A 16,731-nucleotide genomic window follows, 5' to 3' on the forward strand; every position below is an offset into this window, starting at 1 on the left:
TCCATATGGCGGCAAGCAGGAGTTCCGTGGCGGCCACGACCATGCTCATGGCCGCCACGGAACGTCATCGGGCGAGGGCGAAGTCCTTGATCCGCAGGTCACCCTTGAACACGAGGTACAGGCTGCCGGTGCCCGCCTTGACGGAGGCGGTCGCCGTACCCCACTGGTAGATCCCGCCGGTGGCGGGCACCTGGACGGTCCCCAGCAGGGCGCCGGTCGGCGAGCCCGAGCGGAGCTCGATGGCGCCGCCGCTCACCGACGACACCCCGGCCGTGAAGCGGGAGCCGAAGGAGGCGCCGGTGAAGGAGATCCAGTCCCCGGCCGACCCTTCCACGGCGTCGCCGCCGGCCTTCGTCTCGTCCACGAACGCCACGCCCGCGTAGTCGTCGAAGTCCATGGCCCGCGTGGTCCTGGACAGGTCGCGTACGGGGATGGTCTCGCCGGAGACGCGCAGCGTCGTGGACAGGCGGATCCGGTCGGAGGAGGAGCCGACGAGCACGTCATGGGTGGCGTTCTCGACGGTCCACTTGCCCCGGGTGTAGTCCCAGACCGCCAGGTCCGACTTCTTCAGGGGGAAGGTCACGGTACGGCTCTGGCCCGGGTTCAGCGTGACCCGCTGGAAGCCGCGCAACTGCTTGACCGGCTGCTTGAAGCGGGACTGCTGCTGGTGGGTGTAGAGCTGGACCACCTCGTCACCCTTCACCTTGCCGGTGTTGGTGACCTTCACACTCACCACGTTGCCCTTGACGCTCAGCCCCTGGTAGCCGAACGTGGTGTAGCTCAGGCCGTGCCCGAACGCGTAGAGCGGCTTGTCCTTCCCGTACAGGTACGTCATCCCGGTCTTGGCCAGGTCGTAGTCGTAGATGCTCGGCAGGTTGTCGGTGGCGGGCCAGGTCTGGGTGAGCCGGCCGGCCGGGTTGACGGCGCCGAAGAGCACGTCGGCGACCGCGTGGCCGGTCTCCGGGCCCGCGTGCGTGGTCCACAGCAGGTTCGGGGCGTCCACGATGACCGGGTAGCTGGTCTCCAGGACGACGACCGTGCGCGGGTTGGCCTTGCGCACGGCCTCGATCAGCCGCCGCTGCCCCTCGCCGAGCTGCAGGTTGGCGCGGTCGTGGACCTCGCGCCCCGCGACGAACGGGTTGCTGCCCACCACCACGACCGCCACCTCGGCCTTGGCGGCCTGCGCGGCGGCCTCGGCGATGCCGTCAGAGACGACCTCCTTGCCGAACTTCGCCGCCTGGTCCTTGGTGCCCAGGCCGAGCGTGCCGTCGGCGGAGACCGTGACGTACGGCTCGGGCAGGCCGTACCAGCCGTCGCCGGTCTCGTAGCCCGCGTACCTGATCAGGTAGCTGCCGTCGGCCTGTGCTTGGAGCTCGAACTGCTGCTGCACGTACCAGCCGTGGGGCTCGTCGTCGTCGGTGTCGAGCGAGCGCCAGTCACCGCCGAGCAGCTTGCCGTTGCCCGCGTTGCGCAGCGTGGACACGCCGCTGGTCCAGTCGGTCAGGTCCCACTCGGAGGCCGCGGTGGGCGCCGTGTCGACCAGGGCCGCGTTGTCGTCGGGCCCGGTGCCGGTGGCGGTGATGTACTTGCCGGAGGCCAGGTGCTTGAGCGCGATCCGCTCCAGCCCGGTGCCGGTGCTCACGTCGGCGACGCGCTCCTTGATCCCGTCGAGCGGCGTCACCTGGTACGGCATGGTGCCCCCGTACCAGTCGTGGTACAGCGTCCCGGCCAGCGGCCCGACCACGGCCGCCGACTTCGGCCCCTTGAACGGCAGGGCGCCGGAGTTGCGCAGCAGCACCGCCGCCTTGCCCGCCGCCTCCCGGTTGAGCTTCTGGTTGGCCGGGCTGTTGATCACGTCCTTGGTGATCTTCTTGTACGGCCCGCCGTCCGGGTCGAAGTGCCCCAGCCGGGTGCGGATGGTCAGGACGTTCCGTACGGCCCGGTCCACGTCGGCCTGCGTGATGAGCCCCTTGTCGAGGGCGGCCGTGAGGTTCTCGACCAGCGGCCCGGAGTTGTTGTCGTCGATGGTGAAGCTGTCGAGCCCGGCCTTGAGCACCGCGGCGAACGCCTCGGGCTTGGTGTCGTAGTACTTCTCCACGTCGGTGAGCGCGTGCGGCCCCCAGGCGTCGCTGACGTTGTAGAGCGTCTTGTCCGTCCACGACCTGACCGTGGTGCCGAGGTCGGGGTTGACGTGGTTCGGCCGCCCGTTGACCAGGTTGTACGACGCCATGACCCCGGTCGCGGCGTTGGCCGAGATGGCCGCCTTGAAGGCCGGCTCGTAGTACTCGTGCTTGAGCTTCGGCGTCAGGTTGGAGGAGCTGAGACTGCGGTTGCTCTCGTTGTTGTAGGCGAGGTAGTGCTTCAGCACGGGCGCGGTCTTCAGGTAGAAGGGGTCGTCGCCCTGCAGGCCCTTGCCGTAGGCCGTGGAGATCGCCCCGGTCAGGAGCGGGTCCTCCGAGTAGCCCTCCTCGTTACGGCCCGCCCGCGGGTCGCGCAGCAGGTCCACGACGGGCGCCCACACCTGCAGGCCCCACACGGCCGGGTCCACGGCGTTGTAGCCGCGGGCCTCGTCGCCGACGGCGGAGCCCACCTTCTTGATCAGCGCCGGGTCCCACGTGCTGGCCAGCCCCACGGCCTGCGGGAACATGGTGCCGCTTGCGAGCTTCTGGCTCCACTTGTCGTTGATGTCGTTGGACCAGGCGACGCCGTGCAGCGCCTCGGTGCCGTTCTTGTGGTACGCGATGCCCAGCCGCGGGATGGCCGCCTGCGACTGGTGCAGCAGCCCCAGCTTCTCCTGGAGCGTGAGTCGGCCGAGCAGGTCCTCGACCCGCTGCTCCACCGGCAGGGCCGGGTTCTGGAACGGGTAGTCGGCGGCCTGGGCGGGGGGCGCGGCCAGCAGCGCGGCCGCGAGGGTGAGGGCAGCTAGTATCGGGATTTTTCGCATTGGGGGGTTCTCCATCACTTGATGGCGCCGACCGTCACACCACGGGTCAGCGTGCGCTGGAAGATCAGGAAGAAGGCGACCGCCGGCACGACGCCGAGCAGGGCGGAGGCGCTGGACATCGTGGCGTCCATGTACTTCTCGCCCTGCAGGACGCCGAGCGCCACGGGCACCGTCTGGGTGTCGTTGGAGATCAGGAAGATCAGCGGAAGGAAGAACTCGTTCCAGGTCCAGATGAAGAAGAAGATCAGCAGGACGTTGAGGGTGGGCCGGCTGATCGGCACCACGATCCGCCAGAGCGACCGCAGCCGCCCCGCACCGTCGATCGCCGCCGCCTCGAGGATCTCCTTCGGGAACTGGCCCAGCACGGCGCTCAGCAGGTACGTGCCGAACGCCGCCTGGATCACCGTCATGACGATGATCACGGAGAGCCGCGTGTCGTACAGCCCGACGGCCTTGGCCAGGTAGTAGAGCGGGTAGGCCAGCGCCTCCTGCGGCAGCGTGTTGGCCACCAGGAACAGCACGAGGATCGACAGCCGGCCCTTCACCCTGCCGATGCCCAGCGCGTACGCGTTGAGCACCGACAGCACGACGGCGAACACCGCCACGGAGGCGCTGATCAGCAGGCTGTTCCAGAGCTTCGTGCCGAACTCGACCCGGTTCCAGAAGTCGATGATCCCCTGGAGATAGAGCCCGTCAGGCAGGCTCAGCGGGCCCTGAGAGCTGTACTCGGCCGGCGACTTGACCGCGTTGATCGCCACGATCGCGAACGGGAACACCATCACGACCGCCAGCACGACCAGCGCGAACAGCACCGCCCAGCGCCCCGGCCCCCTCATTGGTCACGCTCCTGGACGCGCAGGAACAGGAACGTCACCACGATGATGATCAACGCCAGCACCGTGGCGATGGCCGAGCCGTACCCGACGTTGCTCTTCTGGAAGAAGTTCAGGTACGAGAAGTACGACGGGACCATGGTGGAGTTGCCGGGCCCTCCGCGGGTCAGCACGAAGATCGGCCCGAACACCTTCAACGCGGCGATCGTGCAGGTCAGCAGCACCACGAAGACCTCCGGCCGGATCTGCGGCAGCGTGATGTGCCAGAACTTGCGCCACCACGAGGCCCCGTCGATCTCGGCCGCCTCGTAGTAGGCCGGATCCACGCGCTGCAGCCCCGCCATGAAGATCACGACCGGGTAGCCGAGCTGGAACCAGACCATCACCGCCATGACCGTGGCCAGCGCCAGGTCGGGATCACCGAGCCAGTCGAGGTCCAGGCCGAAGATCTGGTTGACCGCGCCGTACGACGGGTGCAGCATCCAGCCCCACACCACGCCGGCCACCGCCACCGGCAGCACCTGCGGCAGGTAGTACATGGCCCGCAGCGCGGAGGCCGTACGCGGCCCGAACCGCTTGCCGATGTAGTCGAACAGGGCGGCCGCCAGCACGAGGCCGATCGCGGTCGGCACGATGGCCATGGCCACGATCAGGCCCACGTTGTGCTGGAACGACTGCCAGAACCGCTCGTCCTTCAGCAGCCTGGTGTAGTTGTCGAACCCGATCCACCGGGGCGTGCCCACCCCCGACCAGCGGGTGAAGCTCGCGCCCACGTTCATGAGGAACGGCACGACGATGACCACCAGGAACAGCAGCAGGCTGGGGATCAGGTAGAGCCAGTATCCCCTCGTGCGCTCTCTCATCTAGTTACCAATGTCGGCGAGGTTGTCCTCGTACGGCTTGGCGATCTCGTCCAGCACCGCGGCGGGGGCCTTGCTGCCGTTGATGAGGTTCTGGACCCCGGCGACGAGCACGTCGTAGTAGCCGGGCGCGGGCCAGTCAGGGTAGAAGGCCAGGCCGTCGCCGGTGGTCACCTTGTTGAAGGTCTCGATCAGCTCCTTGCTCTTGGCGTCGGTGATCGCGGCCGGGTCCGCGGCCACGGGGACGCCGCCGGAGTTGCCCAGCAGGTTCTGGATGTCCTTGCTCATCGTGATGTCGATGAAGTCGTAGGCCAGGTCCTTGTTCTCCGACTTCTCGGGCACCACCCAGATGTTGCCGCTGGAGCCCGGGTACATCGTGGCGCCGGGGAAGAGGAAGTGGCCCCACTCGAACTTCTTGATCTCCGAGGCGAAGCGGCCGTACCACCAGCTGCCGCTGATCATCATGGGGAACTTGCCGTTCATGAACGCCACGCCCATGTCCTCGGCCTTCACCCCCGAGGAGTTCTTGGCGATGTAGCCCTTCTTCACCCAGTCGGCGAACGTGTCGGCGGCGTAGGTGAACTCGGGGCCGTGGAAGTCCACCTTGCCCTTGTAGGACTGGAAGGCATCGAGCCACGGCTTCTGCGCCTTGGAGAGCGCGAGCTGGTAGAAGATCTGCTGGGCCGGGTACTCGGCGCCGGCGGTGGCGATGGGGGTCACCCCTGCCTTGACGAACGTGTCCATCGCGGCCGTGAACTGCTCGAACGTCGTCGGCACCTGGACCTTGTGCTTCTCGAACAGCTCCTTGTTGTAGTAGACCATCACGAACTCGCCGTAGTTGGGCACGCCGTACCACTTGCCGGAGCCCATGACGCCGCGGTCGTCGTACTTGGCGGTGGTCTGCAGGCCGCCGGGCAGCAGCTTGTCCCAGCCGCGCTTGGTGGCCTCGTCGCTGAGGTCGGTGAGCAGGCCCTGCTTGGAGAGCAGGCCCGCGGTGGCGTTGCCCTTGTTGTACTCCATGATGTCGGGCGCCTCGTCCGAGTTCAGCACCATGCTGGCCGTCTTCTGGATCTGTTCGAAGCCCTTCTCCTCGAACTTGACGGTCACGTTCGGGTGCGACGCCTGGAACTTCTTGATCGCCTCGGCCCACGCCTTGCCCATGGCGCTGTCGGCCGATTCGTAGTGCCAGAGCTTGAGTGTGCGCGGCTGACTGCTGTTCTGGGCGGCCGGGGTCTCCGAGCCGCCGGAACCGCACGCCGACAGGACCAGGACCGCGGCGGCGAGCACCGCCGCGGCTCTTGACTTGACCATGATCCCTCCAGGGGGGTGTTACTGGATGACGGCCCGTGCGGGAGCTCCGGTCACCGGGGCGATCTCGACCCCGGTGACGCGCTTCGGGCCGGTGACGGCGACACGCAGCACGTCGCCGTCCCTGGTGGCGACGGCGATCGTCACGCCGTCCTCGTCGTGGATTTCCACCGTCGCGTCGCCGCCTCCGAAGGCGACGAGGGTGATCTCGGCCGGCACGTCCACCGTGCCCCCAGGGGCGGTGGCGACCGGGATGATCGCGCCGTGCCGTACGAAGAGGGGGATCTGGTCGAGCGGCTTGCTGACCGTGACGTATCGGGAGCCTTCGAGCACCTCGCCCGTCCAGTAGTCCACCCACTGGCCGCGCGGCAGGTACACCTGCCTGATGCCCTCGGGCGCGGTCATGGGGGCGACAAGCAGGTCGCGGCCGAACAGATACTGCAGGTCGGCCTGCCAGGCCACCGGGTCGTCCGGGAAGTCGACGCACATCGCCCGCATCATGGGGGCGCCGGTGCGCGCCGCCTCGACGGCCGCCGAGTAGATGTACGGCATCAGCCGGTAACGCAGCTTCAGCGCGCCGACGGCCTGCTCCTCGACGGCGGGGAACTCCCACGGCTCGCGGGTGGTCGTCCCGTGCAGGCGGATCAGCGGGGAGAGCGCGCCGAACTGGGTCCAGCGCACGTACAGGTCGTCGGTGGGCCGGCCGGTGAAGCCGCCGGCGTCGTGGCTCCAGAACGGCACGCCGGACAGGCCGTGCGCGAGGCCGCCCCTGATCGTGCTGCCCATGGCGGCGTAGCTGGTGTAGGTGTCGCCGCCCCACTGGGCGCTGTGGCGCTGGCCGCCGAGGTAGGAGGAGCGGGCCCAGACGAGCTCGTGGCCGTGCACCTCGCGGGTGACGGCGGCGACGGCGTCGTTGAACAGCAGCGTGTAGACGTTGTGCAGGTCGGTGCCGGTCATGCCGTTGAAGGCGACGGCGTCGGCGGGCACGCCCTCGGCGAAGTCGGTCTTGAACGCGTCCACGCCCTGGCGGAGCAGGTCTCTCAGCAGCCCGGTGAACCACTCGACGGCCTGCGGGTTGGTGAGGTCCACGATCCCGCACGGCGGGAAGGACCCGTGCCAGCAGTCGGCGACGTAGGTCTCCCCCTCCTGATTCTTCAGGAAATATCCGGCTTTTGCGGCCTCGGGGAAGGCGGGGCTCAGGTGGGAAATATACGGATTCATCCACAGACAGAGCCGGAACCCCATGCCCTTGAGCTCGCCCAGCATCCCCTCCGGGTCGGGGAAGTTCACCGGATCCCACTGCAGGTCCGACCAGTGCCCGTCGGCCTGCCAGTACGTGTCCAGGTGCAGCACGTCGCACGGGATGCCGCGCTCCCTGATCGTCCGCGCCCTGGCCAGCACCCGCTCCTGGCTGTCCACGCAGAACCCGGAGGAGATCCAGGTCCCGAACGCCCACTTCGGCGGCAGCGACGGGCGGCAGGTCAGCAGGTCGTAACGGTCCAGCACGTCGGAAGGCGTCGGACCGGCGATCACGTAGTAGTCCATCACGTCGTCGGGCACGACGATCTGCACGACGCTGTGCGTGGACTGGCACACGTCGAACTCCGTCGGGGCCCCGCTGTCCACGAGGACTCCGTAGCCCCTGCTGGAGACGTACAGAGGGACGTTCTTGTACGCCCGCTGCGACTCGGCGCCGAACGCGTCGAAGTTCCACATGAGCGGGCGCTGGCCGCGCTTGTCGAGCCGCGTGAACGACTCGCCGAACCCGGCGAAGGCCTCGTCCGGGGCGGCGGCGAAGCTCTCGTGGTAGGCGACGGGGGCGCCGTTGGAGCTGGAGCGGCCGAAGGGGAGCGTACGCAGCCGGCCACTGATGTCGGTGTGCCCGCGGTCCTGCTCGACCAGCGTCCTCCCGGTGGCGTCGGTGAAGCGCAGGTGCCACGGCGCCAGGCTGATCTCGGCCCGCAGCGAGCCCGCGTCCACGACGATGGGCTCCCCCGGCGCGGCCCCGGCCCGTGCCCCGCGGTACGTGCCGGGGGTCACCAGCGAGATGGCGCCTTCCGAACGCGGCCTGGCGGTCGCGTCCTCCGACAGCCGCACCCTGATGACTCCCTCACCGGCCACTCCCACCTGGACGACCAGCGTCTCCTCCGCCGTGGTGACGGCCTTCAGCAGCACCTCGGCACCGTCGGCCGCGACCAGCTCCGCGGCGGTCACCGCCGACAGACCACCCTCGCCTCGTGCGCGAACCGGAAGCTCGGGCGGGTCGGCGACGAAATACTCGTGCGCGACCAGCGGGGGACGATAGGGCATGGAAGCTCCTCAAGAACGGCTGCGCCAACTCGGGAATTAGTTTGCTGTCCATACCAACAAACGTCAATGGTCAGAGCCCTACTTCCCCCTGATGACGGTGGGCGGGCATGCCAAAGAGCGCCTCGGCGGGCGGCGGGCGCGGAGACGGAGAGAGTCGCGAGTTAGATGGACACGCCCGGCTGCATCAGGCGGCGGGCCGCCTCCGTGATCGACCCGGACAGCGACGGGTAGACGGCGAACGTGTGGGCGAGCTGGTCGACGGTCAGCCGCTGCTGCACCGCCACCGACACCGCCAGGATCAGCTCGGAGGCCCGCGGCGCCACGACCACGCCGCCCAGCACGATGCCGGTGTGCGGCCGGCAGAAGAGCTTGACGAACCCGTCGTTGAACCCCTGCATCTTGGCCCGCGCATTGGTGGCCAGCGGCAGCTTGACCACGTTCGCCTCGACCTCGCCGGCCTCGATGACCTGCTGCGCGACGCCGACCGCCGCGATCTCCGGGTCGGTGAAGATGTTGGAGGCCACCGTGGACAGCCGCAGCGGCTGAACGGCCTCACCGAGCGCGTGCCAGACCGCGATGCGCCCCTGCATGGCCGCCACCGAGGCGAGCATCATCACGCCCGTGCAGTCGCCGGCCGCGTAGACGCCGGGCGCGGACGTGCGCGAGACCTTGTCGACCTTGATGAAGCCGCCCCGGTCGAGCTGGACCCCGGCCTCCTCCAGGCCGATGCCGGCGGTGTTGGGGATCATGCCGACCGTCATCAGCGCGTGGGAGCCCTCGGCCGTGCGGCCGTCCTCCAGGGTCACGACCACGCCGTCGGCCGTGCGCTTGACACCGGCGGCGCGCGAACGGCCCATGACGTTCATGCCGCGGCGGCGGTAGACCTCTTCGAGCACCTCGGCGCCGTCGGCGTCCTCGTTGGGCATCATCCGGTCGCGGCTGGAGACCAGCGTGACCTCGGAGCCCAGCGAGCGGTACGCGCCCGCGAACTCCGCGCCCGTCACGCCCGAGCCGACCACGATCAGGTGCTCGGGCAGCTCCTCCAGGTCGTAGAGCTGGCGCCAGGTGAGGATGCGCTCGCCGTCGGGCTCGGCGGTGGGCATCACGCGCGGCGTCGCCCCGGTGGCCAGGAGCACCACGTCGGCCCTGATCGTACGGTCGCCCGCCCTGACCACCTGCGGATCGACCAGCCGCCCGCGCGCCCTGATGATCTCGACGCCCTCGGCCTCCACGCGCGTGGCGATGTCGGCCGACTGGGCCTGGGCCAGCTCCTTGACCCGCTTGTTGACCAGAGGGAGATCGACCCCGACCGTGCCCGTCTCGCCGTCGGACCCGCCGTCGAAGGAGACGCCCAGCGACGGCGCGTCGAGCAGCGCCTGCTTGCGCACGGAGGTCGCGATCAGCGTCTTGGACGGCACGCAGTCGGTCAGCACGCACGCGCCACCGGGGCCGTCCTGCTCGACCATCGTGACCTGTGCGCCTAGCTGTGCGGCCACCAGGGCCGCCTCGTAACCGCCTGGTCCGCCACCAATGATCACGATCCTCGTCACATGTCCCATTGTCCCGCATGAGCTGGGTAAGGCGGCAACTGGCCCATGGGGTCGCGAGAGAACGCCTGGAGCTTTGACCACGAAGCGTGACACGTCGTCCACCGGAGTGCGGCCGATGGACCGAGACGGCCGTCCAGCGTGGCAGGATGGCGCGGTAGCTGGATGACGAGCGGCACCCGGCGAGAGGGGTGGATCGTGGCGTGGCTTTCAGGTCCTTCAGGTAAGCCGAGTGATCTCCGGCTGTATGCCGCGTACGGCTCCAACATGGACCCGGAGCAGATGGCCATGCGTGCCCCGCACTCCCCGATCTGGGGTGTCGGCTGGCTGACCGGATGGCGGCTGACGTTCGGCGGATACGACCCCGCCTGGGACGGCGCGCTCGCCACGATCGTCGAGGACCCCGACGAGCACGTGTTCGTGGTGCTCTACGACGTGCCCGACTGGGAGGAGACCTCGCTCGACCAGTGGGAGGGCGCGGTCCGCGGGGCCTACCACAAGGTCCGGCTGCGCGTGCAGACCCTCGAGGGCGAGGTTGTGGCCTGGTTCTACGTGCTCGACGGCTACGAGGGCGGCCTGCCCTCGGCCCGCTACCTCGGCAGCCTGGCCGAGGCGGCGGAGCGGGCGGGCGCACCCGACGACTACGTCAAGGAGTTGCGGGAGCGCCCCTGCACCTCGTACGGCGGTTAGCTCAGCGGCTGGTCCTTGGTCTCCTTCAGCACGAAGATGTAGACCAGCGTGGAGATCAGCGCCAGCGCCGACATGTAGTAGGGGAACACCTCGACGTTGCCCGCGTCCTTGAGCGCCGTGCCCAGGAGCGGCGCGGTGCCGCCGAAGAGCGCCACGGTCAGCGAGTACGGGAAGCCCGCGCCGGCCGCGCGCACCCTGGTCGGGAAGAGCTCGGAGTTCACCGCGGCCGAGATCGAGGTGAAGCAGCCGAGGAAGAGCATGCCGATCAGCTGCACGGCCAGCAGGCTGCCGAACGAGTTGGACAGCAGGCTGAGCAGCGGCACCGGCAGCACCACGAAGGCGACGCCGAAGGTGATCAGCATGGGCTTGCGCCCGATGCGGTCCGACAGCATGCCGAGCAGCGGCTGCAGCACCATGAAGAAGAAGAGCGAGACCGTGCCCACCTGGAGCGACTGCGCCGCGTCGAACTTGACCGTGATCTGCGCGTAGATCGGCAGGAAGCTCGTCCAGGTGTAGTAGGCCACGGTGCCTGCGATCGTGATGCCGACGATCGTGGCGGCCGCCTTCGGGTAGCCCACCAGGAACTCGAAGAGCTTCGGCCGCTTGGCCTCACCGCGCTGGATCTCCTCCGCCACGGCCGAGGTCTCGTCCGCGCCCTTGCGGATCCACAGGCCCACGAGGCTGATCACCGCGCCCACGATGAACGGGATGCGCCAGCCGTACGAGCCCATGTCCTCCTTCACGAGGCTGGAGGCGAGCAGCGCGGCCAGGCCGGAGGCCAGCAGCTGGCCGATGGTGGTGCTGACGTACTGGAAGCTCGAGTAGAGGCCGCGCCGTCCCTGCGGGGCCGACTCCACCAGGAACGTCGTGGCGGCGGCGAACTCGCCGCCCACGGACAGGCCCTGGATGAGCCGGGCGAGGGTGAGGATGATCGGCGACAGGAGGCCGACGGCCTCGTACGTCGGCGTCAGGCCGAGCAGCAGCGACCCCGCGCCCATCAGCACGATCGTGAACGTCATCGCGGCCTTGCGCCCGAACCGGTCGGCGAACGCGCCGACCAGCAGACCGCCCAGCGGGCGCATGAAGAAGCCCACCGCGAACACCCCGTAGGCGCTCAGCAGCGCCACGAGGCCGCCCTCGCTCTTGGGGAAGACCTGGGCGGAGAAGTAGGTCGCGAGGAAGGTGTAGGCGTACCAGTCGTACCACTCGACGACGTTGCCGATGCTGGCCGCCATGAGCTGGCGGACACGACTCTTGGGGATGCCGACTGGCGAATGTGTCACGGGGGAGGTCGCCACTGGGGGCTCCTTTGCTGCAAGTGCGGAGATGGCTTACTGTGCAGTTGGACGACCGAAACAGTCAAATCTCTGGCCAGATATTTACAAACCCGACACAGAACAGGTTGCAGGTGGATGATCTCGACCGGCGCCTCGTCGCCGCGCTCCAAGTCAGTCCGCGCGCCTCGTGGGGCGAGATCGGCAGAGTGGTGGGCGAGCACGAGCGCACGGTCGCGAGGCGGCTGCAGCGCCTGATCTCCGAGGGGGTCGTCCGCGTCACGGCCATCTACGACGACCTGCGCACCGGACACGGGCGCCCGGTGCACCTGCACGTCCAGGTGCGACCCGGCACGGCGGGCAAGGTGGCGCAGGCGCTGGCCGACCGGCCCGACACGCGCTCGGTCTACGCGCTGACCGGCGCCGCCGACATCGGCTGCGAGCTGGTCTCGCCGTCGCGCGAGCAGCTGCACCACATCCTGTCCGCGCAGGTCTCCGAGATCGACGGCGTGCGGCAGACGCAGGCCATGGTCGTCCTCCACACGTTCAGGACCGTGGCCGAGTGGCACGCGCCCTACCTCAGCGAGCAGGAGGTGGCCGAGCTGCGGCCGGCGCCGCCCCCCGAGTGCCGGCCCGACGAGGAGGGCCTGTCGCCTCTGGAGGAGGAGATCGCCGGGCTGCTCGCCGCCGACGGCAGGATCGCGTTCACGACCGTCGCCGAGCGCCTCGACGTCTCCGTGCCGACCGCGCGCAGGCGGGTGACCTCGCTGATCGAGCGGCGGCTGCTGCTGCCCCGCGCCGAGGTGGAGCCCGCGCTGCTCGGGCTCGAGGTCGAGGCCATGCTCTGGCTGAAGGTGCGCCCGTACGGGCTGGACCTGGTCGGGCAGCGGCTGGCCGCGCACCCCGACGTACGTTACTGCGCCGCCACCTCGGGCACCCACTCGCTGATCGTGCAGGTGGTGGCCGCGCACGAGGCCGACCTCTACCGCTTCATGACCCGCGTCGTCGGACAGTTCGACGAGATCACCGACAGCGACCTCACCCTGATCACCCGCGCCTACAAACGCGGTCATCTCCATAAGTCCGGACTGCTCACGTTGGATCACCGTTGGGAGAAAACGCCATGACACCCGCCGAGAAGGAAGTCGCCGACCTCTGCGTGGAGCTGATCCGCGCCGACAGCAGCAACTACGGGGACGGCAGCGGCCCCGGCGAGCGGGCCGCGGCCGAGGTCGTCATGGCCCGGCTGTCCGAGGTCGGGATCGACTCCACGTACATCGAGAGCGAGCCCGGCCGCGGCAACGTGATCACCCGCGTCGAGGGCACCGACCCGTCACTGCCCGCCCTGCTCGTGCACGGGCACCTGGACGTGGTGCCCGCCAACGCCGCCGACTGGTCCGTCGACCCCTTCGGCGGCGAGGTCCGCGACGGCTACATCTGGGGCCGCGGCGCGGTGGACATGAAGGACATGGACGCGATGATGCTGGCCGTGCTCCGCCAGCTGAAGCGCGAGGGGCGCAGGCCGCGCCGGGACATCGTGTTCGCGTGGGTCGCCGACGAGGAGGCCGGCGGCGTGTACGGCGCCAAGTACCTCACCGCGAACCACCCCGAGCTGTTCGAGGGCGTCACCGAGTCGATCAGCGAGGTCGGCGGCTACTCGCTGGAGGTCGACCCGTCGCTGCGGCTCTACCTGATCGAGACGGCCCAGAAGGGCCTGGCCTGGATGAAGCTCATCGCCGACGGCACGGCGGGGCACGGCTCGATGCTGAACTCCGACAACGCCGTCACCGAGGTCGCCAAGGCGGTGGCCAGGATCGGCGACCACGACTGGCCGCTCACCTACACGCCGACCGTGCGGCGCTTCCTCACCGAGGTCGCGGACGCGTTCGGGATCCCGTTCGACGAGGACGACCCGCAGCCGGTCCTGGAGAAGATCGGGCCGCTCGTCCGCTTCGTCGGCGCGACGCTGCGCAACACGGTCAACCCGACCCAGCTCGACGCCGGCTACAAGTCGAACGTCATCCCCGGCCAGGCCACGGCGGTGATCGACGGGCGGTTCCTGCCGGGATTCGAGGAGGAGTTCTTCAAGACCGTCGACTCGCTGCTCGGGCCGAAGGTGCGGCGCGAGTTCGTGCACCACGACATCGCGCTGGAGACCTCCTTCGACGGCGCGCTGGTCGAGTCGATGATCGCGGCGCTCAAGGCCGAGGACCCGGCGGCTCGCGCGATCCCGTACTGCATGTCGGGCGGCACCGACAACAAGACGTTCTTCGCCGACCTCGGGGTGCGCGGGTTCGGGTTCGTGCCGCTGCGGCTGCCCGCGGACATGGACTTCGCCTCGATGTTCCACGGCGTGGACGAGCGGGTGCCGGTGGACGCCCTGCAGTTCGGCGTGCGGGTGCTGGACAGGCTGCTCCTAAACTACTGAGTTGTGACCATCGACGCATACACCCTGGCCTCCGAGGCGGCCGCCGCTCTCCGCGACGCGACCGGCCTCGACACCTTCGACGTGGCACTTGTCATGGGGTCGGGGTGGGTGCCCGCCGCCGACGCGATCGGCGAGTCGGTGAGCGAGGTGCCGTTCACCGACCTGCCCGGGTTCCGTGCGCCCGCCGTGGCGGGGCACGGCGGCAAGATCCGCGTCGTGCGCACCTCGGCGGGGCGCCACGCGCTGGTCTTCCTCGGGCGCACCCACCTGTACGAGGGGCTCGGGGTGGACGCGGTCGTGCACGGCGTACGCACGGCGGCGGCGGCCGGGGTGCGCACGCTCGTGCTCACCAACGCGGCCGGCGGCCTGCGCCCCGAGACGCAGGACGTCGGCGACCCGGTCCTGATCAGCGACCACATCAACCTGACCGGGGCCAACCCGATCACCGGCACCACGTTCATCGACCTCACCGAGGTCTACTCGCGCCGCCTGCGCGCGCTGGTGCACGAGATCGACCCGAGCCTCGCCGAGGGGGTGTACGTGGCCTTCCGCGGGCCCACCTACGAGACGCCGGCCGAGATCCGCATGCTGCGCACGCTGGGCGGCGACATGGTGGGCATGTCCACCGTCCTGGAGGCCATCGCCGCCCGCGAGGCCGGCCTGGAGGTGCTCGGCGTCTCCCTGGTCACCAACCCGGGCGCGGGGCTGTCGGGCGAGCCCCTCAACCACGAGGAGGTCCTGGAGGTGGGCCGCGCCACGGCGGCCCGCATGGGAGTCCTCCTGGCCAAGGTGGTGGACAAGCTGTGAGTGAGCGCGCCGATCCGAAGGAGGGCCTGTGACTCTGGAACGGGCCGTCAGGGAGTGGCTGGCCCAGGACCCGGACCCGGAGACCCGCGCCGAGCTCTCCGGGCTGCTGGAGCGCTGGGACCTTCCCGCGCTGCAGGACCGCTTCGGGGCCAAGCTGGAGTTCGGCACGGCGGGCCTCCGCGGCGAGCTCGGCGCGGGCCCTAACCGGATGAACCGCGTCACCGTCATGCGCGCCGCCGCCGGCCTGGCCAAGGTGCTCGGGCCGGGCAAGCACGTGGTCATCGGCTACGACGCCCGCCACAAGTCCGACGTCTTCGCGCGCGACACGGCCGCCGTGCTCACGGGCGCCGGACTGCACGCCTCCCTCCTGCCCGGACCGCTGCCCACGCCCGTCCTCGCCTTCGCCGTACGGCACCTCGGCGCTGACGCCGGGGTGACGGTGACGGCCAGCCACAACCCGCCGCGGGACAACGGCTACAAGGTCTACTGGGGCGACGGCTCCCAGATCGTGCCGCCCGTCGACCGGGACATCTCGGCCGCCATCGACACCGTGGGCCGCGTGGACCTGCTCCCCCTCCACGGTCCCGGCACGCTGACGGAGCTCGGCGAGAGCATCGTCGACGACTACATCTCGGCCGTGACGTCCCTGCCCCTGGGCGACGCCCGCGGCCTGCGGGTGGCGTACACGCCGCTGCACGGGGTGGGCGGCGCCACCCTCACGGGCGCCTTCCTCGCCGCCGGCTTCGAGAACCCGGTCGCCGTCGAGGAGCAGCGCAACCCCGACCCCGACTTCCCCACGGTCTCCTTCCCCAACCCGGAGGAGCCCGGGGCGATGGACCTGGCCGTCGCGCTGGCCGCCAAGCTCAACGCCGACCTGGTCCTGGCCAACGACCCGGACGCCGACAGGTGCGCGGTGGGGGTGCCGCTGCCGGACGGGACGTGCCGCATGCTGACCGGCGACGAGGTCGGCGGCCTGCTGGCCGAGCACGTGATCACCCACACCACCGGCGATCGCATGGTCGCCACCACCATCGTCTCCTCCACGCTGCTGAGCAAGATCGCCCGCGCGCACGGCGTCCGTTACGGGGAGACGCTGACCGGCTTCAAGTGGATCATCAAGGCGGGTCCCGGGCTGGTCTTCGGCTACGAGGAGGCCATCGGCTACAGCGTCGGCTCCGACGCGGGCCTCCCGGTCCACGACAAGGACGGCATCGGGGCGGCCCTCACGGTGGCCGGCATCGCTGCGACGGCCAAGCGCTCGGGCCGCACCCTGCTGGACCTCCTGGACGACCAGGCCCGCCGCTACGGCCTGCACGCGACCTCCCAGCTCTCCTTCCGCGTGAGCGACCTCTCCCTGATCGCCGACGCCATGACCCGCCTGCGCGCCCACCCACCGTCCGCCCTGGCCGGCCGGGCGGTGGTGCGCACGGACGACCTGACGAAGGGCGACGGGGGCCTGCCGCCGACGGACGGGCTGCGCTACCTGCTCGCCGGCGACGCCCGCGTGGTCGTCCGGCCTTCGGGGACGGAGCCCAAGCTGAAGTGCTACCTGGAGGTCGTGGTTCCGGTGAGCGGTGAGGTGGCGGAGGCACGCGCCCAGGCCACCCGCGACCTCGACGCCCTCAAGGCCGACCTGTCCACCTCTCTGGGCCTCTGAGCAGTCTCACTGAGGCAGCGCGTGCTGACAGCAAGCCATCTTCCCGAGTAACAACCATTTTTGGTTGCTCCAA

At 69.7% G+C, this 16,731-nt stretch carries 12 protein-coding genes; 5 read left to right on the forward strand and 7 right to left on the reverse strand.

Annotated features, from left to right (window positions below):
• Positions 1 to 64 precede the first annotated feature (64 nt).
• The 6 genes from AB0H84_RS44215 to AB0H84_RS44240 all read right to left on the reverse strand — a co-directional run bounded on the left by AB0H84_RS44215 (position 65) and on the right by AB0H84_RS44240 (position 9,805).
• On the reverse strand, positions 65 to 2,944 hold the full coding sequence (locus AB0H84_RS44215; protein WP_357618437.1) for a glycoside hydrolase family 3 C-terminal domain-containing protein: 2,880 nt from the start codon (positions 2,942 to 2,944) through the stop codon (positions 65 to 67).
• A 14-nt stretch (positions 2,945 to 2,958) separates the two neighbouring features.
• A complete protein-coding gene (locus AB0H84_RS44220) occupies positions 2,959 to 3,780 on the reverse strand; it encodes a carbohydrate ABC transporter permease (protein ID WP_357618440.1) in 822 nt (273 codons plus the stop codon).
• On the reverse strand, positions 3,777 to 4,640 hold the full coding sequence (locus AB0H84_RS44225; protein WP_357618443.1) for a sugar ABC transporter permease: 864 nt from the start codon (positions 4,638 to 4,640) through the stop codon (positions 3,777 to 3,779). The genes AB0H84_RS44220 and AB0H84_RS44225 overlap by 4 nt, the downstream gene beginning before the upstream one ends.
• Positions 4,641 to 5,948, reverse strand: a complete 1,308-nt coding sequence (locus AB0H84_RS44230) for an extracellular solute-binding protein (protein ID WP_357618446.1) — start codon at positions 5,946 to 5,948, stop codon at positions 4,641 to 4,643.
• An 18-nt stretch (positions 5,949 to 5,966) separates the two neighbouring features.
• Complete coding sequence (locus tag AB0H84_RS44235) at positions 5,967 to 8,255, reverse strand: TIM-barrel domain-containing protein (protein ID WP_357618449.1); 2,289 nt, start codon at positions 8,253 to 8,255, stop codon at positions 5,967 to 5,969.
• A 161-nt stretch (positions 8,256 to 8,416) separates the two neighbouring features.
• Positions 8,417 to 9,805 carry an NAD(P)H-quinone dehydrogenase gene (locus tag AB0H84_RS44240; protein ID WP_357618452.1) on the reverse strand — a complete coding sequence of 463 codons (1,389 nt, stop codon included), beginning with the start codon at positions 9,803 to 9,805 and terminating at the stop codon, positions 8,417 to 8,419.
• A 195-nt stretch (positions 9,806 to 10,000) separates the two neighbouring features.
• Here AB0H84_RS44240 and AB0H84_RS44245 point away from each other — a divergent pair, with 195 nt between their 5' ends.
• The gene (locus tag AB0H84_RS44245) at positions 10,001 to 10,492 is read left to right on the forward strand and encodes a gamma-glutamylcyclotransferase (protein WP_357618455.1); all 492 of its coding nucleotides are present in this window, start codon (positions 10,001 to 10,003) and stop codon (positions 10,490 to 10,492) included.
• On the opposite strand, the gene AB0H84_RS44250 is transcribed toward AB0H84_RS44245, so the two are convergent.
• On the reverse strand, positions 10,489 to 11,790 hold the full coding sequence (locus AB0H84_RS44250) for an MFS transporter (RefSeq protein WP_357618458.1): 1,302 nt from the start codon (positions 11,788 to 11,790) through the stop codon (positions 10,489 to 10,491). The genes AB0H84_RS44245 and AB0H84_RS44250 overlap by 4 nt on opposite strands.
• A 110-nt stretch (positions 11,791 to 11,900) precedes the next feature.
• Here AB0H84_RS44250 and AB0H84_RS44255 point away from each other — a divergent pair, with 110 nt between their 5' ends.
• The 4 genes from AB0H84_RS44255 to AB0H84_RS44270 are packed head-to-tail and all read left to right on the forward strand — an operon-like array spanning position 11,901 to position 16,658.
• On the forward strand, positions 11,901 to 12,893 hold the full coding sequence (locus AB0H84_RS44255) for an Lrp/AsnC family transcriptional regulator (protein ID WP_357618461.1): 993 nt from the start codon (positions 11,901 to 11,903) through the stop codon (positions 12,891 to 12,893).
• Complete coding sequence (locus AB0H84_RS44260; protein ID WP_357618463.1) at positions 12,890 to 14,194, forward strand: M20/M25/M40 family metallo-hydrolase; 1,305 nt, start codon at positions 12,890 to 12,892, stop codon at positions 14,192 to 14,194. The genes AB0H84_RS44255 and AB0H84_RS44260 overlap by 4 nt, the downstream gene beginning before the upstream one ends.
• Positions 14,195 to 14,197: 3 nt before the next feature.
• Entirely contained in the window at positions 14,198 to 15,001 is an 804-nt protein-coding gene (locus AB0H84_RS44265) for a purine-nucleoside phosphorylase (RefSeq protein WP_357618466.1), read from the forward strand.
• A 28-nt stretch (positions 15,002 to 15,029) separates the two neighbouring features.
• Positions 15,030 to 16,658: a phospho-sugar mutase gene (locus tag AB0H84_RS44270; protein ID WP_357618469.1), complete on the forward strand. Its 1,629-nt coding sequence runs from the start codon at positions 15,030 to 15,032 to the stop codon at positions 16,656 to 16,658.
• Positions 16,659 to 16,731 lie beyond the last annotated feature (73 nt).

It is taken from the genome of Nonomuraea sp. NPDC050786 (assembly GCF_040654115.1).
Taxonomy (GTDB): domain Bacteria; phylum Actinomycetota; class Actinomycetes; order Streptosporangiales; family Streptosporangiaceae; genus Nonomuraea.

Excerpts from the sequence above, each read along its gene's own strand:
- AB0H84_RS44215 (WP_357618437.1), bottom strand. The coding sequence starts at position 2,944 with ATGCGAAAAATCCCGATACTAGCTGCCCTCACCCTCGCGGCCGCGCTG.
- AB0H84_RS44220 (WP_357618440.1), bottom strand. The coding sequence starts at position 3,780 with ATGAGGGGGCCGGGGCGCTGGGCGGTGCTGTTCGCGCTGGTCGTGCTG.
- AB0H84_RS44225 (WP_357618443.1), bottom strand. The coding sequence starts at position 4,640 with ATGAGAGAGCGCACGAGGGGATACTGGCTCTACCTGATCCCCAGCCTG.
- AB0H84_RS44230 (WP_357618446.1), bottom strand. The coding sequence starts at position 5,948 with ATGGTCAAGTCAAGAGCCGCGGCGGTGCTCGCCGCCGCGGTCCTGGTC.
- AB0H84_RS44235 (WP_357618449.1), bottom strand. The coding sequence starts at position 8,255 with ATGCCCTATCGTCCCCCGCTGGTCGCGCACGAGTATTTCGTCGCCGAC.
- AB0H84_RS44260 (WP_357618463.1), top strand. The coding sequence starts at position 12,890 with ATGACACCCGCCGAGAAGGAAGTCGCCGACCTCTGCGTGGAGCTGATC.